The 23,351-nt window shown below is 66.5% G+C and carries 20 protein-coding genes and 1 pseudogene; 14 read left to right on the plus strand and 7 right to left on the minus strand.

From position 1 onward, the window contains the following. The coding region (locus JWN03_RS41760; protein ID WP_297627827.1) for an acyltransferase family protein at positions 1-1,065 on the plus strand (1,065 nt) is incomplete at its 5' end. Between the two features lie 18 nt (positions 1,066-1,083). Here the strand turns inward: JWN03_RS41760 and JWN03_RS41765 are convergent. Continuing rightward, the gene (locus JWN03_RS41765) at positions 1,084-1,782 is read right to left on the minus strand and encodes a hypothetical protein (RefSeq protein ID WP_297627830.1); all 699 of its coding nucleotides are present in this window, start codon (positions 1,780-1,782) and stop codon (positions 1,084-1,086) included. An 81-nt stretch (positions 1,783-1,863) separates the two neighbouring features. Here JWN03_RS41765 and JWN03_RS41770 point away from each other — a divergent pair, with 81 nt between their 5' ends. After that, a complete protein-coding gene (locus tag JWN03_RS41770; RefSeq protein ID WP_297627833.1) occupies positions 1,864-3,021 on the plus strand; it encodes a lipase family protein in 1,158 nt (385 codons plus the stop codon). 12 nt (positions 3,022-3,033) lie between these two features. Here JWN03_RS41770 and JWN03_RS41775 read toward each other — a convergent pair whose 3' ends face one another. Then, on the minus strand, positions 3,034-5,760 hold the full coding sequence (locus JWN03_RS41775) for a helix-turn-helix transcriptional regulator (RefSeq protein ID WP_297627836.1): 2,727 nt from the start codon (positions 5,758-5,760) through the stop codon (positions 3,034-3,036). Positions 5,761-5,816: 56 nt separating this feature from the next. After that, entirely contained in the window at positions 5,817-6,515 is a 699-nt protein-coding gene (locus JWN03_RS41780) for an alpha/beta fold hydrolase (protein ID WP_297627839.1), read from the minus strand. A gap of 220 nt (positions 6,516-6,735) precedes the next feature. On the opposite strand from JWN03_RS41780, the gene JWN03_RS41785 reads away from it, so the two are divergent. Next, entirely contained in the window at positions 6,736-6,957 is a 222-nt protein-coding gene (locus JWN03_RS41785) for a hypothetical protein (protein WP_297627843.1), read from the plus strand. A gap of 59 nt (positions 6,958-7,016) precedes the next feature. Here JWN03_RS41785 and JWN03_RS41790 read toward each other — a convergent pair whose 3' ends face one another. After that, on the minus strand, positions 7,017-8,579 hold the full coding sequence (locus tag JWN03_RS41790) for an MFS transporter (protein ID WP_297627845.1): 1,563 nt from the start codon (positions 8,577-8,579) through the stop codon (positions 7,017-7,019). A gap of 273 nt (positions 8,580-8,852) precedes the next feature. Between JWN03_RS41790 and secY the strand changes: the two genes are divergently transcribed. From secY to JWN03_RS41810, 4 genes and pseudogenes are all read left to right on the plus strand, one after another. Continuing rightward, complete coding sequence (secY, locus tag JWN03_RS41795; protein ID WP_297627848.1) at positions 8,853-10,172, plus strand: preprotein translocase subunit SecY; 1,320 nt, start codon at positions 8,853-8,855, stop codon at positions 10,170-10,172. A gap of 17 nt (positions 10,173-10,189) precedes the next feature. After that, positions 10,190-11,095: a LuxR C-terminal-related transcriptional regulator gene (locus JWN03_RS41800; RefSeq protein ID WP_297627851.1), complete on the plus strand. Its 906-nt coding sequence runs from the start codon at positions 10,190-10,192 to the stop codon at positions 11,093-11,095. An 84-nt stretch (positions 11,096-11,179) separates the two neighbouring features. Beyond that, a pseudogene (locus tag JWN03_RS41805) lies at positions 11,180-11,527 on the plus strand (DUF1295 domain-containing protein); the annotation flags it as partial. After that, entirely contained in the window at positions 11,524-12,633 is a 1,110-nt protein-coding gene (locus JWN03_RS41810; RefSeq protein ID WP_297627854.1) for an FAD-dependent oxidoreductase, read from the plus strand. The pseudogene JWN03_RS41805 and the gene JWN03_RS41810, both read left to right, overlap by 4 nt. 147 nt (positions 12,634-12,780) lie before the next feature. On the opposite strand, the gene JWN03_RS41815 is transcribed toward JWN03_RS41810, so the two are convergent. After that, positions 12,781-13,920 (minus strand): FAD-dependent oxidoreductase, encoded by a 1,140-nt coding sequence (locus JWN03_RS41815; protein ID WP_297627857.1) that lies wholly within the window; start codon positions 13,918-13,920, stop codon positions 12,781-12,783. A gap of 131 nt (positions 13,921-14,051) precedes the next feature. On the opposite strand from JWN03_RS41815, the gene JWN03_RS41820 reads away from it, so the two are divergent. Both JWN03_RS41820 and JWN03_RS41825 read left to right on the plus strand, forming a co-directional pair. After that, positions 14,052-14,720: a TetR/AcrR family transcriptional regulator gene (locus JWN03_RS41820; RefSeq protein WP_297627860.1), complete on the plus strand. Its 669-nt coding sequence runs from the start codon at positions 14,052-14,054 to the stop codon at positions 14,718-14,720. 66 nt (positions 14,721-14,786) lie between these two features. Then, complete coding sequence (locus JWN03_RS41825; protein ID WP_297627863.1) at positions 14,787-16,085, plus strand: NtaA/DmoA family FMN-dependent monooxygenase; 1,299 nt, start codon at positions 14,787-14,789, stop codon at positions 16,083-16,085. Here the strand turns inward: JWN03_RS41825 and cynR are convergent. Then, positions 16,025-16,969, minus strand: a complete 945-nt coding sequence (gene cynR, locus JWN03_RS41830) for a transcriptional regulator CynR (RefSeq protein WP_297627915.1) — start codon at positions 16,967-16,969, stop codon at positions 16,025-16,027. The two genes, JWN03_RS41825 and cynR, sit on opposite strands and share 61 nt — an antisense overlap. Before the next feature lie 127 nt (positions 16,970-17,096). Between cynR and JWN03_RS41835 the strand changes: the two genes are divergently transcribed. Beyond that, positions 17,097-17,681 carry a carbonic anhydrase gene (locus JWN03_RS41835; RefSeq protein ID WP_297627866.1) on the plus strand — a complete coding sequence of 195 codons (585 nt, stop codon included), beginning with the start codon at positions 17,097-17,099 and terminating at the stop codon, positions 17,679-17,681. Positions 17,682-17,713: 32 nt separating this feature from the next. Next, entirely contained in the window at positions 17,714-18,184 is a 471-nt protein-coding gene (cynS, locus tag JWN03_RS41840) for a cyanase (protein WP_297627869.1), read from the plus strand. 12 nt (positions 18,185-18,196) lie between these two features. On the opposite strand, the gene JWN03_RS41845 is transcribed toward cynS, so the two are convergent. Next, positions 18,197-18,949 (minus strand): EI24 domain-containing protein, encoded by a 753-nt coding sequence (locus JWN03_RS41845; protein ID WP_297627871.1) that lies wholly within the window; start codon positions 18,947-18,949, stop codon positions 18,197-18,199. A 557-nt stretch (positions 18,950-19,506) separates the two neighbouring features. Between JWN03_RS41845 and JWN03_RS41850 the strand changes: the two genes are divergently transcribed. From JWN03_RS41850 to JWN03_RS41860, 3 genes are read left to right on the plus strand one after another with little or no spacing between them, the layout of a single operon-like run. Next, a complete protein-coding gene (locus JWN03_RS41850; RefSeq protein ID WP_297627873.1) occupies positions 19,507-21,468 on the plus strand; it encodes a dipeptide ABC transporter ATP-binding protein in 1,962 nt (653 codons plus the stop codon). A gap of 1 nt (position 21,469) precedes the next feature. Then, positions 21,470-22,336 (plus strand): ABC transporter permease, encoded by an 867-nt coding sequence (locus JWN03_RS41855; protein WP_297627875.1) that lies wholly within the window; start codon positions 21,470-21,472, stop codon positions 22,334-22,336. A 1-nt stretch (position 22,337) separates the two neighbouring features. Further along, on the plus strand, positions 22,338-23,336 hold the full coding sequence (locus JWN03_RS41860; RefSeq protein ID WP_297627878.1) for an ABC transporter permease: 999 nt from the start codon (positions 22,338-22,340) through the stop codon (positions 23,334-23,336). Positions 23,337-23,351: the final 15 nt, after the last annotated feature.

The raw sequence follows: 23,351 nt of genomic DNA on the forward strand, positions 1-23,351 counted from the left end.
TGGGTGCCGATGCAGTTGGGCGCCGCGGGAGTCACGTTCTTCTTCGTGCTGTCCGGCTTCATCATCTACTGGTCGTTCCGGCCGGGCATGTCGGCGCGCGCGTTCTATCGCCGGCGGGTACTGAAGATCTATCCGATGCACCTGCTGGCGGCCGCGACGTTCATCGTCGTTGCGAGCGTGCCGCTCTCGCGCCTGATCGTCTGGGTGCCGAACCTGCTGCTGGTGCACACCTGGGTCCCGAAATGGACCACGGTGGGCGGGCTGAACGTGCCGTCGTGGTCGTTGGCGTCGGAAGTTCTTTTCTACCTGAGCTTTCCGATCGTGCTGCCATTGATCCGGCGGATCCCGACCCGGCGACTGTGGCTGGCCCTCGGGCTGCTGATGCTCGCGATCGTCGCACTGCACACGTCGTACTTCCTGTGGACGGACGGACCGAAGGGCATTGCGAATGCCTTTGCGCCACGGCTGGTTCCAGGAAATACCTCACCGTATTTCGAGCTGCACGCCTCCCCCGCCTGGTTCCTGCAGCCGGATATCCCGGTCTCCCCGTCCTACTGGCTCAGCTACAACTTCCCGCCGTCGCGACTGCCGGAGTTCTTCCTCGGCGTCCTGGCAGCCCGCCTGGTCCTCGAAGGCCGTTGGCGCAACACCAGTCTCACGCTTCCGCTCGTGACGCTGGTCGCCGCCTACGCGGCCACCTGGGTGGTCCCGGTGAACTACAAGATGTCGGTCCTGCTACTGCCCCCGATGACCGCGGTCATCGCCACCATGGCCGTCCGGGATCTGCACGGAATCCGCAGCCTCAATTCCCATCCCCGCATGGTCTGGCTGGGCAATGTCTCCTTCGCCTTCTACCTAATCCAATTCCCGGTAATGGTCGTGGTCACCCGATACCTCATCGGCGGAAAGGAATTCGGCATTGTCGGCTGGGCCGGCTTCACCCTCCTGTGCCTGGTGGTCGCGACCATCATCGCCGCGGGCCTGTACCACTGGGTGGACACCCCGATCATGCGCCGCTTCGCCCGCTCTAAAAAGGCCGCAAAACGCAAGCCGGTACCGGCTTGAGTCGCAACGCCCCGCACGCTATTTCAATTGCGGCCGTTCGAATGTCGAGTTGTCGATGACGATGTCCATGAACCGCATCGGATCGACCTCGGCGAGGTAGATCCGTTCGGCCGGGAGGTACCGGTCGCGGTGAACCGCCTCGTCATTGTCTCGTGCCGCGCCGCGTCGCACCGAGACCTCCGGTGAGACTTCCAGCCAGATGCGGAAGTCCCAGTACGCGTTGATCTCCGGGCGGAATGCGAAAACCCCGTCCACGATCAGCACCGCGTTGTCGGCGACTGCGGTCGACACCGACGAATGGTCCACCTGAGTCAGCGGGTCGATCGCGCACAGCGCGCAGACGCCGGAACCGCGCGGACCGGAGGGTTCCAGGAGCAGGGTCCGAATCGCAAGGTAGTCGAAGGCATTGCGGTAGTAGCCCTCCCCGGATAGGCGATCATAGAGGTGTGCCTCGCTCCAGGGCCTCTTGAAGTCATCCAGGCTTGCCCGCAGTACCGGCCGACCGGCTCGGCTGATCCGGTCGGCAAGCTCATGACCGAAGCTCGTCTTGCCCGCAGCCGTCAGCCCGTCGATGCCGACGCGCAGCCGCCCGGGGCCCAGCGCCAGGATTCGGTCGGCTACCTGAGCGACCAATGCGGTGCGCTCGGGGGACGCGGGCGGCGGGACGGGTTGCTGCCAGGTCGACACCGAGCGGTGAATCTCCCCCTGGGAACTCATCGCCCGAGGCTACCTCGCCGGTATCGGCTATATTTTGGCGAATCACGGTGGCCAGTATCGGATCCGACCCCAAGGAGCGGTATGCGAGCGCGAATTCTCTTCCCGATACTGGTGGCGATGGTCGTCGCGGCGTGCGGCACGTCCACAGATACGGCCACGCCGACGGCGGCATCACCGGGAATGCTGATATCCAAGCGACCTTTGGGCAACCTCGACCCCGCCTTATCGTCGGCCCTGTCCTCGGCCACCTACATCCGCTACCAGTCGACCTCCCCGGCCGGACAGCCGATCGAGGTGTCGGGTGCGGTGTTCCTGCCGAAGGGTGATGCGCCCGCCGGGGGCTGGCCGGTAATCGCGTTCGCGCACGGCACCTCCGGCGTCGTCAGCGCGTGCGCGCCCACCAATTCGCCCACACTGTTCGGCTCCGCTCCCACGGTCGAACAGTTGCTGGCCGGAAATCGAGCCGTGGTGATGACCAACTATCAGGGACTCGACGGCCCGGGCAACGCACCGTATGTGGACACCCCGTCCTCCGGCTACGACGTGCTGAACTCGGTGCGCGCCGCGCGAGCCACCGGGCTGCCGCTGGCCTCGGATACGGTGCTCGCCGGCGCCTCCCAGGGCGGGCGGGCCGCGGAATCGGCCGCCGAATCCGCGAAATCCTATGCGCCGGAACTGAATATCCGTGGAGTCGTGCTGTTGTCCCCGGCGCTGGAAGTCAACTTCGTCGATGCTGTCCGCGCCGGAACGCTCAACGCCCCCGACCAATACCTGGTCCTGCCGTATCTGGTGGAGGCGGTGCGCTACAGCAACCCCGACTTCGGCTACGACCGGGTCCTGCACGGTGACCTGCTCACTGCCGCACCGCATCTGGAGTCGCTGTGCACCGGCGATATGACCGCCGCGGACATCGCCCTCGGCACGGCGGCCACCCCCGACGAGGCCCGCTTCGCCGATGATGCGGCCGCACAGACGGTCTCCGGCCTCGAATCACGCACCAACCTGCCGAAATCGGCGACCACCCTGCCCACCTACATCGTCCGCGGCGACGCCGATCTCCTGGTGAGCACCACATGGTCCACCGCGGCAATCGCCAAGATGTGCACCCTGGGCACCCCGGTCCACGACCTGGTCGTCCCAGGCGGCCACGATGCCCCGAGCACTGTGGTCGCTCAGTGGCTGCCGTGGATCGGCGACCTGTTCGCCGGTACACCCATCAAATCGACCTGCCCGCAGTAACTTACGCCGCGGCTACTCCCTGGCCGGTGGATTCAGGGCGTCACGGAGTGCAGCGCGGGAGGTCACTCCGAGTTTCGGGAACAGTTGATAGAGGTGAGCACTCACGGTTCGCGGTGAGAGGAACAGTCGTTCGCCGATCTGCTTGTTGGTCAGGCCGGACGCGGCGAGGAGGGCGATCTCTCGTTGCTGTGAGGTGAGGGCGTCGATCGGTACGGGCGTGGCCGGCGCAGCGCCGAGGCCGGTGGCGCGCAGTTCATTACGGGCACGATCCACCCACGGCCGGGCCCCGAGACGGTCGAAGGTTTCGAGAGCGGCGGACAGGTGACGACGGGCCTCGGCCTTGATCTTCGCGCGGCGCAGGCGCTCACCGAAGGCGAGCTGGATTCGCGCCTGATGGAACGGCCATCGATCGGCGCCGGGTGTCGCGAGCGCCGCCTCGAATCGGTCGCGATAGCTGTCCGGTGCGGCGACCACCGCCTGGGCTCCGGCCACCACCAGCGCGAGCCTCGGCGAGATCGCCGAGATGCCGCCATCGACGATATCGGACACATGCTGGGCGGCTTCGACTGTCCTCCCTGCACGGACCGCGGCCTCGACCAGATCGAGAATCACCCACAGCGTGTGCGGCGCGTACGCCGGGACGGTGTCCGGATGGCAGATTCCGGCGGCGTGCTGATAGGCCGACTCGTACTCGCCGCGCCCCAGTTCGGCGAGCGCCCTCGCATGCGCGGCGTAGTGCAGTACCAGCCCGACCCGGTTCGGAGCAGCCCACCGGATCAGTTCGTCCGCAAGGGTTTTCACGGTATCGCCGTCACCGCGTGCGGCCGCGACATAGGCACGCTGGAAGTGCAGAAACCCACCGAGCAAGGTGTATCCGTGTCGTTCGGCGAGCTCGAGCCCGTCGCCGGCCATCCGCTGCACGCGGTCCCATTCGCCGGTCATCAAACCCTCGTCACCGAGCACGACGAACGCCTCGATCGCAGACGTGATCGCACCACCCGCGCGGCCGTGCGCCACCACCTGTTCCAGCGCCGCGCGGCAGCCCGCCACCCGGTCGACGTAGATGGCGGCGATTCCGATGCGCACGACATACGCGTGGTCGGTCTGATCGCTGATGCCCGCGATCGCCGCGTCCAGTCGCCCTATCGTGGCGAGGGCGAGACGGGCGGGCAGCATGAATGTGCTGCCGAGCAGGACGAGAAACTCCGGCGGCTCGGGATCGAGACGATCGAGTGCGGCATGGAAGTCGGCTGCCAGGCCCGGCCGGGAACCGAATACGCAGGCGGCCTGCAGGACGTACAGAGCTTCGACCAGAGCCAGGTCGTGGGCGTCAGAGGGATCACGGGCGCCCTTGATCGCATTGACCAGCAGCTGGTGGATGGTGTCGATATCGCCACCGCCGTTGATCATCAATGCCGCGGCGGCGACCGCCCCGGCCAGCGAGCCGCCCGGTCCCCGCTCGGCGCCTTCGACCAGCCGATGACCCTCGGTCAGATCGCCGTTGATGTCCACGCCCAGGTACGCGGCGATCATGACCCGGCGATTGCGGTTGTCGGGTAGCGGGCTGAGTTCCGCGGCGCGCAACAGCAATCCGACAGCGCCCACCGGATCGCCCCGGCGCTGTGTCCGCGTGGCTGCCCGCTCGAGCAGTTCGGCAACGTGTTCATCAGGGTCGGCGGTGGCGTGGGACAGGTGCCAGGCATGCCGTTGCGAATCCTCCGGAAACCGTTGGGCCAGCACCTGATGAGCCCGGCGCCGCTGGTCGTGCGTGGCCAGATCCACTACCGCCGCACGGATCAATGGATGCCGGAACCGGAGCCGATGGGTGTCGGCGTCGATGTGCACGAGCCGGAGCTCCTCCGCCGGATCGAGATCGGTCGCACCGTGCGCACCGGCCAGGATCGCCGGTGATACGCCGGGCTCGTCACCGGCCAGCGCTGCCAGCAGCAGTTGCTGCCGCGAGTGAGCCGGAAGGCTCTCGATCCGCCGGGCGAAGAGGGTATGCAGACGACGGCCGACCCGGGTGACCCCCGGCGCCCGGTGGGCACTGCGCGCGCCCGGCAATTCCAGCAGCGCCAGCGGATTTCCTTGCGCCTCAGCGAGAAAGCGCTGTCGAGTCCGCGTCGCCAGCTCCGGGAAGTGCTCGATCAACAATGCCGCGGCGGCCGCTTCGGCGAGCGGACCGACCTCGATCTCGTGCAGTCCTTCGGATTCGAAGAAGCTGTCCTCGCCGGTACGTACCGCCGCGACGAAACCCACCCGGGTGCCCTGCAGACGGCGCGCGACCATGCCCAAGACCAGTGCACTGGCCCGGTCGATCCAGTGCAGGTCGTCGACGACAAGAAGGAGTGGCGCATCCACCGCGGCCCGAACGAGCAACGCCCGCACCGCATTCGACAGGGTCAGCTGATCGGGAGCGGGACCGTCCGACAGCCCCAATCCGACGCCCAGCGCCCTCCGGTGTGGGGAATCGAGCTGCCGCAGGTCCTCCTGCAGCGGATAGAGCAGCTGATGAAGTCCGGCGAAGCCCACCTCGGCCTCGAATTCCACTCCGGCGGAACGCAAGACCCGGATGCCCGCCGCCGCAGCCGATTCCGCTACGGCGGTGAGCAGGACCGACTTCCCGATACCGGCATCGCCGACGACCAGCATTGCGCCGCCGTCCACAGCAGAATCCTTCGTGAACGAATTCAACTGGGCGACTTCACTGTCCCGGCCGACCAATTGCACCGACGCCACGATCACCGATGCTAATCGAGGGCAGGGCGGCCGCGGGTACTCTCCGGCGCAGTCGCCTACTCGGACACCGCGTCGGCGGCTTCCTTGATCAGGGCGGCGACCGCCTCCGGCTGCGAAACGTATACCGCGTGACTGCCCGCCACCTCGGTGATCGTCGCGTTCGCCCGCTCGGCCATGGTGCGCTGCACCGGCGGCGGGATCATCCGATCCGCGGTCGCGAGCAGATACCAGCTCGGCTTGACGCGCCAGGCCGGCACGCCGACCTCGCCGCCGGCGGCACCGAGACCCCAGGGAACCTGCGAATCAGCCAGGAACGCAGCCTCTTCCGCCGACAGGTCACCGGCGAACGAACCGTGGAACTTCTCCCGGTCGAGGAAGAGGAATCCGTCCTGCGGGGGCAGGATCGGCGGCACCGGCGCGCCGGGCGCGGGGTCGGAGGTCAGGGTCAGTACCGATTCACCCGCATCCGGCGCGAACGCGGTGATATAGACGAGCCCGGCCACCGCATCGTGCGTTCCGGCCTCGGTGATGACCGCGCCGCCGTAGGAATGCCCGACGAGCAGAGCCGGACCACCCAGCGCGTCCAGCGCCCGGTGTGTCACGGCCGCATCGTCCGCGAGGGTCAGTGTCGGGTTCTGCACCACGCTGACCCGATACCCGTCCTTGCGCAGTATCTCGTAAACCCCTTGCCAGCCCGAACCATCCACGAACCCGCCGTGGACGAGCACCACGTTCACTCTTGTTCCAGCACTCATGACTTCCCTCGATCCGAGGGCTCGTGCGGCCCTCCAGAAGAGCCTGATGCGGACCGGCACAAGCTGATTCAGTCATTCGACCTAGATTTCGCCGGTACCGGCGCGCTCGGCACCGTAGATTGGCGAGGGTTACGCCGCGTGGGGTGCAGATGTTCCGGTCCTGGGGCCAATGTCTCCAATTACAGTCTGAAACGTCTCAATTTCACTACAGTTCCGTGCCATGACCTCCACCACTCGTCGTGCCGGACTCGCCGCCATCGCCATCGCCGCCGCCCTGGTAACCGTCGCCGGACCCGCCTCCGCCGATACCACCCCCACATCGGGCTCCTCCAGCCTCACCACCATGAGCTCCAGCAATGGCACCACGCCGCTGGGCAATTTCTGGACCACCATCATCAACACCATCGGTGTCGCCGCCGGCTCCTCCGCCCCCGCCAAATAGCTCTTCCGAATCCGGCAGCAGGCTGTCGCGCGACGTAAAGCGTTGCGCGGCAGCCCGATTCAGTGTCCGGTCTCGGCGTACGCTCGATGGAATGCCGCATCCAGCGCGGCGAAGGCCGCCGCGGCCAGGATCATCAGCGCCGAAACCAGCAGTGCCACATCGAGTCCGTGATGGAATGCGGCTTTTCCGGTATCGAGCACCTCGGAGACCTTCGACAGATATTTGAGATACGGGGAGAGGTCGGCGCCCTCGGGGATGCGTCCGCGTTCGACGGCGTCGACGACGGCCGGCTGCAGCGGGCCCGGCAAACCCAATTCGGTCATGCGCGCCTTCATTTCCGAGGCGAGGAACGAATTCACCAGTGCACCGAGCACAGCGACGCCGGCCGCGGAACCGACCTGGCGCATCGTATTGGTCATCGCGGCGGCCATGCCCGAGTGCTCCGCCGGTACGCCGGACATCACGGCCGAGGTCAAAGGCACTACGGCGATACCGAATCCGAACCCGGCCACCGCCATCGCACCTGCCAGCGGCAGATCGTGCAGTGGACCGGCGAGGGCTTGGCGGGTCAGCAGGATTCCGGCGGCGCCGAGTACACAACCGATGATCATGGGAGTGCGCGCACCACGATGCGCCACCCAGAAGCCCGCGCCCAGCGATCCGACGATGATCGCGACAGCCATCGGCGCGAAGACCGCGGCCGTGCGCGCACCCGAATACGACTGCATCACTTGCAGATACAGTGCGGTGAGGAAAAAGATGGAGAAGATGCCGAAGTAGACGGCGAAGGCGACCACCAGCGCACCGCGCACCGCCGGCAGGCGTAGATATCGAAAGTCGAATATGGGGGCGCGGGCCCGCGCTTCGACGACGACGAAACCCGCCAAAGCTATTGCACCGAGGACAAACAGCGCGATCACCGAAGGCGCGGCGTAACCCCGATCCTCGCCGGTCGTTGCGGCATAGATCACCGATCCGAGAAAGGTTGCGCCGAGCAGGATTCCGGCCCGGTCGAGAGGACCCGGGCGGGCATCGGCGCTTTCCGGGACGGACCACAGCGCGGCCGCGAGCGCCACCGCCCCGATCACCAGGTTGAACCAGAAGATCGAGCGCCACCCGTACGCGTGGACGAGCACTCCGCCCAGCACAGGTCCGGCTGCCAGCGCCAGTCCGGATACTGCCGCCCACACACCGAGCGCCTTGGCACGCGCCCGATCATCCGGGAAGATGTGCCGCAAGACCGACAGTGTGCCCGGTTCCGAAGCGGCCGCGCCCAACCCCATGATCGCGCGACCGGCGATGAGCACCGGCACACTGGCCGCGAGCGCCGCGATCACCGATCCGGCACAGAAGATCGCCAATCCGGCGATCATGACGCGCTTGCGCCCCCACCGGTCACCGAGCGATCCGCCCGCCAGCATGAGACTGGCGAAGACCAGCGTGTAGGCATTGACCACCCACTGCAGCAACATCACGTCGGTATCCAGTTCACGCCGGATATCGCCGAGCGCGACACTGACAACCGTTGTGTCGAGGAAGGTTACGAAAAGTACGGCGGTGACCGCCGCCAGTGCAATGCCCGGCCGCGCCGCCGTGCTCGGTGCGTTGTCTGTTGACCCCACCGGAACAGGCTACCGACCCGGGCCATCGAGCCGCGGCCACCGCTTCGGAGTCGGCGTTTCCAGCGCTCGACGTGCGGTTGGGGTCGGGCCACGCATCACCCGGAGCGCGGCGGGCAGTGATGGGTTCCCCCTATCGAGGGAGACGGAAGTCCGACTCTCGGGCGACGTGGGCGGGCAGGGGTAATCCGTACCGTCAAAAGGCCCCGGCCGGTTCATCCCTATCGCACGCAATGGGATTCGCCTGTCCAACAGCGTCGTTCATCAGGAGGATCTGTGCTTTCCGCCCTAGTACCGGCTATCCGGACTCCGGATCTACGGCGGAAGATTCTCCTCACGCTCGGACTGCTCGCGCTGGTTCGTCTCGGCGCGATACTTCCGTCACCCGGCGTCGACTACAAGGCGGTGCGAGACTGCATCGATATCGCGTCCGGCAGCGACTCCGGCGGTGTCTATCAGCTCATCAATCTCTTCTCCGGCGGTGCGCTGCTACAGCTTTCGATCTTCGCGATCGGCATCATTCCGTACGTCACCGCGAGCATCATCACCCAACTGCTGACCGTGGTGATCCCGCGGTTCGAGGAACTGCGCAAGGAGGGCCAAGTCGGTCAGAACAAGATCACGCAGTACACCCGGTACCTGGCCGTCGCGCTGGCGGTCCTGCAAGCATCGACCCTGGTGGCGCTGGCCGGGCACGGCCAGCTACTGCGCGGGTGCGCCAAGGATGTGCTGGCCGACAACTCGCTCTTCAGCATGATCAGCATTGTGCTGGTCATGACCGCGGGCGCCGCGCTGGTCATGTGGTTCGGCGAGCTGATCACCGAGCGCGGCATCGGTAATGGCATGTCGCTCTTGATCTTTGCCGGAATCGCGGCTCGCATCCCGTCCCAGGGCAAGGCGATTCTGGACAGCAAAGGTGTGCTGATGCTGGCCGGAATCGGCGTCACGGTATTCCTGACCATCGTGGGTGTGATCTTCATCGAGCAGGGCCAGCGCCGAATTCCGGTGCAGTACGCCAAACGCGTGGTGGGCCGGAAGATGTACGGCGGTTCGTCGACCTATCTGCCGCTGAAGGTCAATCAAGCCGGTGTCATCCCGGTGATCTTCGCGTCGTCGCTGTTGTCGCTGCCGAATATGCTGACGCAGTTGACCCAGAAGACTTCGGGCAATCCGCCCGAGTGGCAGCAACTCATTCAGAAGTACCTGGTCAACCCGAGCAACCCGGTGTACGTCGCGATCTACTTCGCGCTCATCGTGTTCTTCACCTACTTCTACGTCGCGATCACCTTCAATCCGCAGGAACGCGCGGACGAAATGAAGAAGTTCGGCGGCTTCATCCCGGCCTATCGCCCCGGTAAACCCACCGCGGACTACCTCAACTACGTCCTCAGCCGGATCACCCTGCCCGGTTCGATCTACCTCGGTGCCGTCGCCGTACTGCCGAACCTGCTGCTGCACTTCGGCGGTACCAACACGACCCAGACCCTGGCGCTCGGCGGTACCTCGGTACTGATCGTGGTGAGCGTCGGCCTCGATACCGTCAAACAGATCGAGAGCCAACTGCTGAACAGGAATTACGAAGGGTTCCTCCGCTGAAACTACAGTCGGACGGTATGGCCACGACTCCCTCGACCCGCCCGCTGCTTCGGGCCGCGTCCTCACTCGCGCTCGCCATCACCGCGGCGACGCTGTCGGTCGGCGGCACGATCAGCGACGAACCGATCGCTGCTCATGTCGAGGTCACCGGCCTCGTGGATCGGCAGCCGGCAGCCATCGAGGCCTCCGCGCACTCGACGATTTCAGTACTGATCGCGGACGACCACATCGTCTTTCGGTCAGGCGTGCGAGCGGTCATCGGCACCCAGCCGGATATCGAATGCGTCGCAGAGGTCGGCGACGGGGCCGCTGCCATACGCGAAATCCAGCGACTCCAACCCGACGTTGCCCTGGTCTGCCTCGATATGCCCGGTCTCGACTACTCGGCTCCCGGCGCACCGACCTCGGTATTCGGCGATACGACCCAGATCCTCACCTTCACCAATTGCGAGTCCGATGAAAACCTGTACCGCGCAATGTGTCTCGGCGCCAGCGGATTCCTCACCAAGACGCTGCCGTCCGAGGGTCTGGTCGCCGCCATCCGGACCGCGGCACGCGGCGACGCGCTGATCGATCCGGGCTTGACCCGCCGCCTGATGGCGCGGCTGACCGCCGGAATCGAGCCGTTCCCCGCCGCCCCGGAAGTCGAAACCCTCACCGCCCGTGAACATCAGGTCCTGCTCCTGATCGCCAACGCCTACACGAATCCCGAAATCGCCCGCACCCTCGGCGTCGGCGAACAGACGGTCAAAACCCATGTATCGAACGTCCTGGCCAAACTCGGTGTCCGCGACCGCGTACACGCCGCGGTCTACGCCCACACCCGCCGCATCGTCCCGCGCGAACCCCATCCCGTATCGGACGCATCGTTATCGCCCCGGCACGAGCTGCCACAGAACCCTGCGAACTGGAACATGTTCTAGGTACCGTCATCGCATGAGCAAGACCGAGTCGATCGCGCGTGTCGGCATCGCCCACATCCTCACCTTCGGGGCGGGGTGCTGGGCGTGATCATGTTCTGGGCAATCCGGCTGACCGGTAATTGGCTCTACGTGTTTCCTGGTCTGCACCACGAGGACTGGCGCTATCCGATGCTTCGGTTGCGGCACCCGAATTACTTCGGCGAGTTCACCTTCTGGCTCTCACTCGGGCTCTTCGGCCTGGCCGCCGCCCCGCACGACTGGTGGTGGGTGTTCCTCGGTGCGATCGCCTTGTGCGCGATGTTCCAGGGGGCGAGCATCCCGATGATGGAGAAGCGCAGCCTCGAACGCAGGCCGGACTACCAGGATGTGATCGACCGGGTACCGCGCTTCGTTCCGCGTCCCCCACGCAAGGAAAGGGTGCATGCAGCGTGAGCCGCCCTCGTATTCTGGTCGCGGGTCTCGGCGACACCGGTCTGCTGACAGCCATTCATCTCTCGAAACATGCTGATGTGGTCGGCATTTCGAGCAAGCCGGGCCTGGTCAGTGGTCAAGAACTGGGTTTGCGCCTGTCCCGCCCGCGCGAGTGGGCCCGCGACTACTGGGTGTCCTTCGATCGCTATCACCGGCTCGATCCGGTGCGAACCGTGCACGGCAGGTTGACACGATCGGACCTCGCGGCACGTCGGGTCCACCTCACCGGACCCGACGGCGCCACCGCCACCGAGCCGTACGACGTGCTGGTGATCGCGACGGGCGTGACAAACGGCTTCTGGCGGCGGCCGGACCTACAGACCCGCGACCAGGTCGCCGCTGCCATCGCCGCGGATCACGAACGACTCGCGGCCGCCGACTCGGTGATCGTTCTCGGCGGCGGGGCCGCTGCCGTGAGCGGCGCCCTGAATGTGGCCACCACCTGGCCGGACAAACGAGTAGACCTGTATTTCCCTGGTGAGCGCGCACTTTCACACCACCATGGCAAGGTCTGGAGCATGCTGAGCACACGACTCGAACGCCTCGGTGTCGGATTGCACCCACAACACCGCGCGGAGATCCCGGACGGATTCGGCTGCGACGAGATCACCAGCGGAAAGGTCGAGTGGAGTACCGGGCAGTCAGCGAGCAATGCCGCTGCCGTGCTCTGGACGGTCGGCCGGGTCACTCCGAACACGACATGGCTGCCGGACGAGCTCCTCGACGACGACGGTTTCGTCGTAGTCGACGAGTATCTCCGTGTCCCCGGCGCGCCGGGCCTGTACGCAATCGGAGACGTAGCCGCGACCGACCCACTACGGACATCGGCCAGAAGCCGCGCCGATACCCTTCTGGCACACAACATTCAGGCCGACCTGAACGGCGGAACACCGAAACCGTTCAAACCGGCAGCCCGACGATGGGGTTCGGTGGTGGGCACCCAGCGCAACACCCTGGAGATATTCACCCCGGGCGGTCAAGCCTTCCGAATCCCGGCGTGGTCACTGCTGCAACCAGCCATCGTGCGGCGAGGCATATACGGCGGGGTCAGAAGACCGGTCAATTGATGTGTGCCGCAGCATTGTTCACTGCGGATCACCTTACGGCGGCATGCCGGAGATCGCTCCGACTATTGCCGTTCACCGAAACCCACAGCGGCACGCGATGACACGCGGGCTGTGGTGGCCGAGACTATTCCGGCCGCTGGACTCGGGTTATTCGTTTGCGGTGGCGAGGGTGCCGGTGAAGAGGTCGATCAGGCCGAAGGGGGCGCGGGCGCCCAAGCAGAGGTCGAGGATTTCGTGGGCGTCTGCGTAGAAGGACTCGCTGCGGGGGAAGAGGGCGGCTTCGTAGGTGGTGAGGGCGGCTTCGATGTTGTCGGGGTGCGCGGCGATGGCCATTGCCAGTTCGGCGCCGTCGAGCATGGCCAGGTTGGCGCCGTCGCCGGATGGCGGCATCAGGTGTGCGGCGTCGCCGAGGAGGGTTACGCCGGGGACGCGGTCCCAGTGGTGGCCGTCGGGGAGGGTGTGGATCATGCGCGGGACCGGTGCCGTTTCGCCGGCGGTGATCAGTGCGGTGAGTTCTGGTGCCCAGCCTTCGAATTCGGCCGCCAGTCGGGCAGTGGCGGCTGCGGCGTCGGTGAAGTCGATGCCGGCGATCCACTCGGCGGAGCGGTTCAGCTGGACGTATGTGTGCAGGATGTCCCCTGCCTCGCGATGCACGGTGATCCCCTTTCCGGGGGTCAGCGCGTACATTGCGCCGACGCCAACCGCTGCGGCCGTCGCGGGGTGCCGCTCGTCGACGTCGTACAGGTAGGTCTCGATGAAGGTCGTGCCGATGTACTCGACCTTGGCGTCGGAGAGCAGCGGGCGGACCTTCGACCAGGCGCCGTCGGCGCCGACGAGGAGGTTGCTGGTCGCGGTCGAGCCGTCGGCGAAGGTCAGTTCGTGCCGACCATCGCCGAGGGGCTGGACCGCGGTGACCTTGTGTCCCCACTGGACCGTTCCGTCGGGCAGGGAGTCGAGCAGGATCTGGCGCAGGTCGCCGCGGAGCACCTCGGGACGGGCTGCCGTGCCGTCGTCGGGGTCATCGTGCAGCAGCGCGCCATTCGGATCGAGCACGCGGACCGCCTCGGCGCCTTCGTGGATGATCGCGCGGAATTCGTCGGTGAGGCCGGCTGCCGCGAGGGCGAACTGCCCGTCTTCCTTATGAATGTCGAGCTGGCCGCCCTGGGTACGGGCCGCCGCAGAGGGATCCGCCTCGTAGATCGTCGACGGGATGCCGTGGACGTGCAGGACGCGGGCGAGGGTGAGTCCTCCGAGCCCGGCGCCGATGATTGCGATTTCGGTGGTCATGGTGGTTCCTTTCGTGTCGCGGCCTGCCGGTCACCCGGTCGGCCCTGGAATGCTGTTCCACAACAGTCTGGAACAACGTTCCAAGATTGTCAAGCTGGAACGTCGTTCCAGATATGTGTCACAATGGCCGCATGGCACCCAGGACGCGTCGTACCGAGCGACGAGAGGAACCGCTCTCCCGCGAGCGCATCGTCGAGGCCGCGATCGAAATCCTCGACACCGACGGTGAGAGCGCGCTGACCTTCCGCGCCCTCACCGCGCGCCTGGCAACGGGAGCCGGGGCGATCTACTGGCACGTCGCGAACAAGAACGAACTACTCACCGCGACCACCAACGACGTCATCGCCCGTGTCGTGACCGATGTGGTCAGCGATGCCGACCCGCGGGAGGCGATCCGGACCATTGCCCTCGGGGTGTTCGACACGATCGACGCACACCCCTGGGTCGGCACCCAACTCTCCAGTGAGCCTTGGCAATCCGCGACATTGCAGATCTTCGAAGGCATCGGCGGGCAACTCCAGGCGCTCGGCGTTCCCGAACGCGCGCAGTTCGACTCCGCGTCCGCGCTCGTGAACTACATCCTCGGCCTCGCCGGACAGTACGCCGCGGGCGCTCGCCTGCTCGCGCGCGATACGGATCGATCAGCCTTCCTCGCGGCCGTCGCCGCACGATGGGCCCATGACCCCGAGAAGTACCCGTTCATGAATCAGATGGCGATACAGCTGCGCGACCACGACGATCGCGAGCAATTCCTGGCCGGCATCGACCTCATCCTGGCCGGCATAGGAACCGTCCGATAGGGCGGGTTTCGTTCACGGCGAAGGTAATCATCGTCGTTCCGCTGCGGGCGTCCTAGCGTGGAAGGAATGGGTGACGCACGGCGGCGGCCGTTGAAAACGGTTACGGGAGTGAGTGGTTCGGCGGATGTGTATGCGGACGCGCTGGATCCGGGGCGGTCGACGGTGGCGTCGGCAATCGAGATCGCGAAGCTCGCGGAGGCCAATAGGTTCGATGCCCTATTCGCTGCCGACCTGCTCAGTTTCGGGGCGCAAGGGGCGATCGGCGCGCAGGAGCCATTGATTTTCCTGGCCGCGCTGAGCGCGGTGACCAGCCATGTCGGGTTGATCGCCACCGTGACGACAACCTTCCACCATCCCTACAATCTGGCCCGGCTGTTCGGGACGCTCGATCACGTCAGCAATGGACGCGCCGCCTGGAATGCGGTCACCTCATCGCTCGGCGAGGAGAACTACGGTGATCAGGATCTGCCGAGCCCGGAGGAGCGGTACGAGCGGGCGACGGAGTCGATCGAGATCGTCAATGCCCTGTTCGACAGTTGGCGGCCGGGTGCGCTGACGCCGAATGGACACGGCGGAGCGGTGCTGGATCCGACCCTGGTTCATCCAATTGATCACGCGGGCAAGAACTTCACGGTGCGCGGCCCGCTGAATATCCCGCCGCTGCCGCAACGGCGACCGGTGCAGTTCCAGGCCGGTCAGTCCGAGGCCGGTATCGAGCTCGGGGCGCGGTTCGCCGAGGTCGTCTTCACCTCGCTGCCGACGCTCGAGGATGCGGTGACCTATACGAAGAAGATTCGTTCGCGGGCAACCGAATTGGGACGGTCGGAGGAGCTCCCGCTGATCATGAGCTCCTTCCACGCGACCTACGGCGCCTCCGAGGACGAGGTGCGCCGGCGGGTGCGTGAGCGCGACGAAGCCACCGATTTCGAGGCCGGGCGACTCGCCCTGGCCGATATGCTCGGCGGCGGAATCGATCTCGCCGACCTCCCACTGGATCAGCCGATCCCGGAACGACTACTCCCCGATGTGCAGTCGGTGCAGCGACGACGCGGCCGCGTGGAAATCTTCAGCGCCTTCGCCAGATCCGGAAAAACCCTGCGCGAGTTGATCATCGTCGCCAAGGACACCGGCCACTGGGCCGCCGCAGGCACCCCCGAACAGCTCGCCGACACCATCGCCGAACGCTATGACGCAGGCGTACTCGACGTCATCTCCCTCGGCGGCCTGACCGACCCCCGCACCCGGGACTTCCTGCTGAACGGCCTCCTCCCGGAACTTCGCCGCCGCAATATCGTCGGCAACGACTACGTCGGCGCGACCTTCCGCGACAACCTCGAACTGCCGCCACTCCCACCCGTCGGATAACCCAGTACGTCGATGAGTTCGCCGGTGAGGGTCAGGAACGCACGGGTCGCGGCGCTGCTGTAGGCGCCGTCCCGGCTGAGGAGGGCGACGGTTCGGGAGGGCAGGGCTGGTTCGAGGCGGATGGAGGTCAGGCCGGGGTGGCTGTCCGCGATGGCGTCCGGCAGGACCGTGATGAGTGATGTGCGCTGGACTATCTCGATGAGGGCCTGAATCGAGTCGGCCTGCACCGAGATTCGCGGGCTGACCTCGTGGGCGGTGAGGTAGGCATCGATATGCGTGCGGGTGGAGAAGCCGCCGCTGAGCAATGCGAGCCGGTGGTCGGCGAGGGTCGCGACCGGTACCGCGGCGTCGCGGGCGGCATCCGGGTGATCCGCGCCGACCACGAGGCTGAGATTCTCGGTGAACAGGTGGGTAGCGTCGATTCCGGGGAGATGCGGGCCGTCGAAAGCAATGCCGAGATCGAATTCGTCTGCCAGCAAGCCGGTTTCGAGTCGATGCTGCGGTAACTCTCGCACCTCGACGTCGATCCCGGGGTGGCGGGCCTGCATCTGTTCGACGAGCGGACCGACGAGGTAGGCGGTGAATGTCGGAGTCACGGCCAGGCACAGACTGCCCCGGGAAAGATCGGCCACATCGCTGACGGCACGGTCCGCGGCGGCCAGATCACCGAGCACCCGCCGCGCGTAGTGGACGTACGCGGTCCCGGCGTCGGTGAGCCGCACACTGCGGCCGCTGCGGTCCAGCAATTGCGCGCCGACAGCGCGTTCCAGCTGCTTGACCTGCTGCGACAGCGTGGGCTGCGAAACATGCAGATCCTCGGCGGCGCGCGTGAAATTGCCGCGCTCGGCCACCGCGAGCAGGTAGCGCAGATGCCGGAGTTCCAAGGCCACTTCCGCACTATAGATGAGACCAATAGATCCCATGGGAACTGCGTCTTGGACACTATAGGCACTGGTCAGCCAGAGTGGATCTGGTCAGCCTCACCGGCAGATTCCATCCGAAGGAGTGACCATGCACGATCTTGCCGCGGGAGTCGCGCGCTTCCAGCGCACCGTCTTTCCCGCCAAGACGCCATTGTTCGCCGAACTGGCGACCACGCACCGACCGACGGCCCTGTTCATCGGCTGCTCCGATGCGCGGGTGGTGCCGGAGCTGATCACCCAGAGCGAGCCCGGTGAGCTGTTCGTCATTCGCACCGCCGGCAATATCGTGCCCGCCTACTCCCCCGGCGCGGACGGCGTCGCGGCGAGCATCGAGTACGCCGTCGCCATACTGAAGGTCACGGACATCGTCGTCTGCGGGCATTCGGCTTGCGGGGCGATGACCGCGCTGGCCGAAGGCCACGACCTCACGAGCGCACCGGCGGTCGCGGGCTGGCTCCGGCACGCCGATGCCTCCCTGGCCCGCGCCGCCAGTACCGGCGAGTCCGTCGCAAACCTGGTGCGCGCGAATGTATCCGCGCAGCTGGCGAACCTCGCGACACACCCCTCGGTGGCCGCGGCGCTCGCCGCGAACACCCTCACCCTCCGTGGTTGGGTATACGAAATCCCCACGGGCGCTGTCGAAGAACTCGACCTCGCCGGCCATCCGGCCTGATCTCACCCTCACCGTTCGAAAGGAAACCCCTCATGGTGCACTCTCAGTTCGATCCCACCGCCCGCCAGACCCTGGCCATCGTCGCCGTCGACGCCAAGATGCGAAAGGATCTGTCCTGGCAGCAGATTGCCGATGTCACCGGGCTGTCGGTCGCCTTCGTCACCGCCGCCGTTCTCGGTCAGCACCCGCTGCCCGAGGCCGCAGCGGTCGCGGTCGCCGAAATCCTCGGCCTGGACGACGATGCCGCGCTGCTGCTGCAGACCATCCCGACGCGCGGCTCGATCCCGGGCGGTATCCCGACCGATCCGACCATCTACCGCTTCTACGAAATGCTGCAGGTCTACGGCACCACCCTGAAAGCGCTTGTCCACGAACAGTTCGGTGACGGCATTATCAGCGCCATCAATTTCAAGCTGGATGTGCAGAAGGTCGCCGACCCCGACGGTGGTGAGCGCGCTGTCATCACCCTGGACGGCAAATACCTGCCGACCAAGCCGTTCTGACGGGCGGGTAGCTCAGGAAGCGGTGGCCGAATCCAGATCCCGCACCAGCAGGGTCGCACCGGCCACCGCTCCCGGCATGAGGAAAACCGCCACCACGGGAATCAGAAATGCCACCGCCAGCGGTACGCCGAAGCCCCACACCAGCATGCGCCGCGACCGCATCAGCGCGAGCTGCTCACGGACCTGAACACCCCGGCGCAGCAGTGCCACCGACGTAAGTTCCTGGGCGAGAAAGAAACCCGTGACGCCGATGCCGAGCACCGGCACGACGGTCTGACCCAGCACCGGGATGAAGCCGAGCGCGAACAGCAGCACGGCCCACACCGCCGCCCGCGCCAGCAGTCGAATACTGTCGCGCGTCGAGATCCACAGCTCGCGCGCCATGGACAACCCGGATTCCGGTGCGGTCCCGTCCGGGGATGCGGACTTGTCGACCTGTTCGGACAGCTTCTCGTAGAACGGCTGCCCGATGATCAGGGTGACCGCGGTGAAGGCGACCGCCGCGAGCAGCAGCCCCAGGACGAAGACCCCGACCACCAGGAAACCGCGGAACAGGCCGAGCCAGGGTGAGCTCCAATCGTCCGCGAACGGGGTCACCCACGCAACGAAATCGTCCGCTCCGAAGGCCAATCCGGTGAACGCGGCCACGTACAGCACCAGCGTGATGAGCCCCGGCAACAGTCCGAAACCGAACCACCGCCGATTCCGGCCGACCCACCGCTGCCCCGCCACCAGGTAGCCGAACCCATTCCCCAGATCACGCATTGCGACAGCCTATCCGGGCCACCACACCCTCCTGTCAGCTGACGACAGCGCCGCCGAACCCGACTCCACCCCCAGCCCGGCGATCCAGTTACCTACCGCCGAGCGCCAAGCCGCGCCGGCGCGAAGGCTAGCCCGATCCAACCGACTCCCGCCGAATGCCGGGCAACGAGGCTCGCCCCGCAGAGAGGCGAGCCCGACCGCGCAGCCGATCGAGTCCTGAGTGCCCGCCGCCGCTCGCACCGGTGGCGGGGCGACAAGCCGCTCCGGCGCGGAGTTCCGAACGCGAGGCAGCCCGATCGAATTCCCAGGGGACAGCGAGCATCTCGCACAGGGTGCTGCGGTGCGCAGACCATCCGTCGCGGCCGCAACTGTGTTCGTGCAGATCAGACCCGAAAACCGGGATCCCCCAGCCCCTGCCGAGCGTTTTCTGTCACTCGATAGAAACCATCGGCAATCCAGAAGTTACCAGGGGCAGCACAAGCGATACGTGTGCGTCATCGAAAGACGCAGTGGCACCTAAAAACTATCGGTTGACAGGTTGATCGGTAGGAGCGTTCATGGGCACTGCATTGATGGACACGGCACTGAGCGATGTCGCCGCTGTCGAAGACCTGCGGGTGACGTTCCGGCGCAGCGGGCGCGACGTGCACGCGCTGCGCGGAGTGTCACTGACGGTGCGCCGGGGCGAGATCCTCGGACTCGTCGGCGAATCGGGTTCCGGCAAGAGCGTTCTCGGGTTCTCACTCCTGGGTTTGCTGCCGGCGGGAACACGCACGGACGGCGCGGTCACCGTCGCCGGGACGGACATGATCGGCGGGAATGCCAAGACATTGGCCCGGGTGCGCCGGCTCGATCTCGGTGCGGTGTTCCAGGATCCGATGACCTCGCTGAATCCGACCATGCGGATCGGAAAGCAGGTGATCGAGGCCGCCGGCACCGCCGAGGAGGCGCAGCGCCTGCTCGCGGCGGTGGGCATCCCCGAGCCCGCGCGCCGGATGCGCAGTTATCCGCACGAGCTCTCCGGCGGGCTGCGCCAGCGCGTCATGATCGCCATGGCCATTGCGGGCAATCCCGAGCTGATCATTGCGGACGAGCCCACCACCGCACTCGATGTCACGGTGCAGGCGCAGGTCCTCGCACTGCTCAAAACGATTCGCGACGAGCTCGGCTGCGGCATTCTGATGATCACCCACGACCTCGGGGTGGCGGCGCAGATCTCGGACCGGCTGGCGGTGCTGTACGCCGGTCGGATTGCCGAGATCGGACCCACCGCCGAGGTGCTTGCCGCACCCGCGCACCCGTACACCCGGGGCCTGCTGCGCTCGCGCCTGACGCTGAACACCCCGGCCGATCAGCGACTGCCCTCGCTCCCCGGCGAGGTGCCCAGTCCGGCAAATCCTCTCTCCGGCTGCGCTTTTGCCCCGCGCTGCGCACACACGACGCCGGATTGCGCCACCGCCCCACCCGACCCCGTCTCGATCGCACCCGACCGGGTGTCAGCCTGCATCCTGCCGCCGATCAGCACCGTCGATCCCGCACCGGCGCCGGAGGCCACCGCGATCGTCCAGGCTGTTCCCGATGCTGCGACCGCCCCGAAGCTCGACACAGCCGCTGCCATCACCCTGCGCGATATCACCAAAACCTTTGTGGTCGGCGGCATTCGGCGACGTGCGACACTGCACGCACTCCGCCGCGTATCGCTGACGGTGGAACCTGGCGAGTCGGTCGCCCTGGTAGGCGAGAGCGGATGCGGCAAATCCACTCTCCTACGCGTGATCGCAGGCCTCGAACAGCCGACCACCGGCGCGCTCACGCTCTCCGGCACGCAGCGCCCGCAGATGGTGTTCCAGGATGCGGGTGCGTCATTGACTCCGTGGATGTCGGTGGGCGAGTTGATATCCGAACGGTTACTGCGCTCAGGTCTCTCACGATCCGAACGTGCCGCCAAGGTGGAGGAGTCACTGCGCCGAGTCGGGCTCATGCCCGAGGTCGCCAAGGCTCGCGCCGGTCAGCTCTCGGGCGGTCAGCGCCAAAGGGTTTCGCTGGCCCGAGCCACCGTGGTGCCGCCTTCGCTCCTGCTGTGCGACGAGCCCACCAGCGCGCTCGACGTCTCGCTGGCCGCGGCGGTGATCAACCTCATCGGCGACTTGCGCCGCAGCCTGAACATGTCGGTCGTCTTCGTCACGCACGATCTGGCGGTGGCCCGCGTGGTCGCCGACCGAATCGCGGTCATGTATCTCGGCCGCATTGTCGAAATCGGCACGGCCGAACAGGTTCTCGGTAATCCGGTGCACCCCTACACGCGAGCGCTGATCGCCTCCATCCCCGATCCGGCGCACGAGCCCGCCGCACCCGTGGGCGAGCCCGCCAGCCCGCTCGCACCGCCCTCCGGCTGCGCCTTCCACCCGCGCTGCCCGCTGGCCATTCCCGCATGCAGTGACGAGCGGCTCGATGTCCGGCTGGAGGGCATTCCCGGCGGCACGCATCAGGTGGCGTGTATCGAACAGAAGGTGAGCTGAGATGACTGTCGCCCTGCCCGCGCTCACGCGATTGCGCGGCGCCCGAATCACGGTGGTGCCGCGCGCATTTCCCGGCGGATGGAACTGGATCGGGGTGTCGCTGATCGGTGTGGTGACGCTGGTCGCCGTCGCGGTGCCGATCCTGGCGCCCTACGATCCACTGCTGCCGGTCGGTATGCCATTGAGTGCGCCCGGTCAGCACGGATTCCTGCTCGGCACCGACAATATCGGCCGCGATCTACTGAGCCGGGTGCTCTACGGTATGCGGGCGAGCTGGTTCGCCGCACTGGCCGTGGTGGCCAGTGGACTGCTGGTGGGCGGCCTGGTCGGACTGATCGCCGGCGCTGTCGGCGGCTGGGTCGACTCCCTGCTCATGCGCATTACCGACGCGTTCCTGGCGCTGCCCGCGCCGGTGCTCGCCATCGCGGTGGTCGCCGCACTCGGCCCGGGCTTCACCCACACACTGATCGCGGTGTCGATCGTCTGGTGGCCGTTCTACGCGCGGCTGGTTCGCGGCGATATCAGTGCGCTGGCTGCCCGGCCACATGTCGAAGCCGCGAAACTCAGTGGTGTCGGGCCGATTCGACTGGCCGTGCGGCATCTACTGCCGGGCGCCGCACCCGGTGCGCTGGTGGCCGCGAGCCTGGACCTGGGCACCCTCATCCTCACCCTGGCCTCACTGTCGTTCCTGGGTCTCGGACAGGCCGCTCCCGCACCGGAACTCGGTGCGGACGCGGCCCGCAATCTCAGCTATTTCCTGCAGCAGTGGTGGATTCCGGTCATGCCCGGTCTGGGCGTCGCGGTGCTGGCCCTGATCGGCACCGTCGCGGGCGATTGCCTGCGCAACCTGATGAAGAAGGAGGGGTAGCGTGCGTAATTTCATTCTCTCCAGGCTCGCCGCGATGGTGGCCATCCTCATCGCACTGACTGCCGTAATGTTTGTGCTGCAACGCATTTCGCCGCTCGACCCGGTCCATGCCCAGTTGGGCGGCTCCGCGTCACAGGGGGCTATCGCAGCGCGGCGGCACGAGCTCGGCCTGGATCGTCCGGTGCCCGTGCAATTCTGGCACTATCTGACCTCGGCGGCGCACGGCGACTTCGGCACGTCCTATCGCACCCGCCGTCCGGTCAGCACCGACCTGGTGAACTTCGTACCCGCCACGCTGGAGCTGGCGCTGTGCGCGCTGCTCATCGCGCTGGTGCTGGCAGCCCTGCTGGCATTCGCCACGACCCTGCACTGGCCCGGCTCGGGCGTGTTCCGGGCGGTGCTGTTCGTCGGCGCCTCGACACCGATGTTCCTGCTGGGCATTCTCGGCCTGATCGTGTTCTACCAGCAGCTGGGCTGGGTCCCCGCGAACGGCCGCACCTCGATCTCGGGCGCACCGACCGGCCCGACCGGTCTACTCACCGTCGACGGCCTGCTGGCCGGGCGTTTCGATGTGGTGAGTGATGCGATCAGTCACTTGATCCTGCCCGCGACGGTGATCGCCCTCGGCCCGGCGGTGGCCATCGGCCGGGTGCTGCGGTCCAGCCTGATCACCGATGTGGATAGCGATTACGCCCGCACCGCCAAGGCGAAGGGCCTCAGCCCGGCGCGAATCCTGCTCCGGCACGTGCTGCGCAATTGTGTCGGCGCGGCGCTGTCCATGACCGGATTGCAAGTGGGACTGATGTTCTCGGGCGTACTCGTGGTCGAGCAGGTCTTCGGCTGGCCCGGCATCGGGCAGTACATCGCCCAGAGCATTCCGGTCGCCGACTTCCCTGCCATCGCGGGCGTGACCCTGTTGCTCGGCGCGGTCTACGTCGTCATCAACACCATTGTCGATCTGCTGCAAGCCGCGGCCGATCCCCGAATCGTCGCCGTATGAACCCGATACCGACTT

Source organism: Nocardia sp. (assembly GCF_025465275.1).
Classification (GTDB): Bacteria; Actinomycetota; Actinomycetes; order Mycobacteriales; family Mycobacteriaceae; genus Nocardia.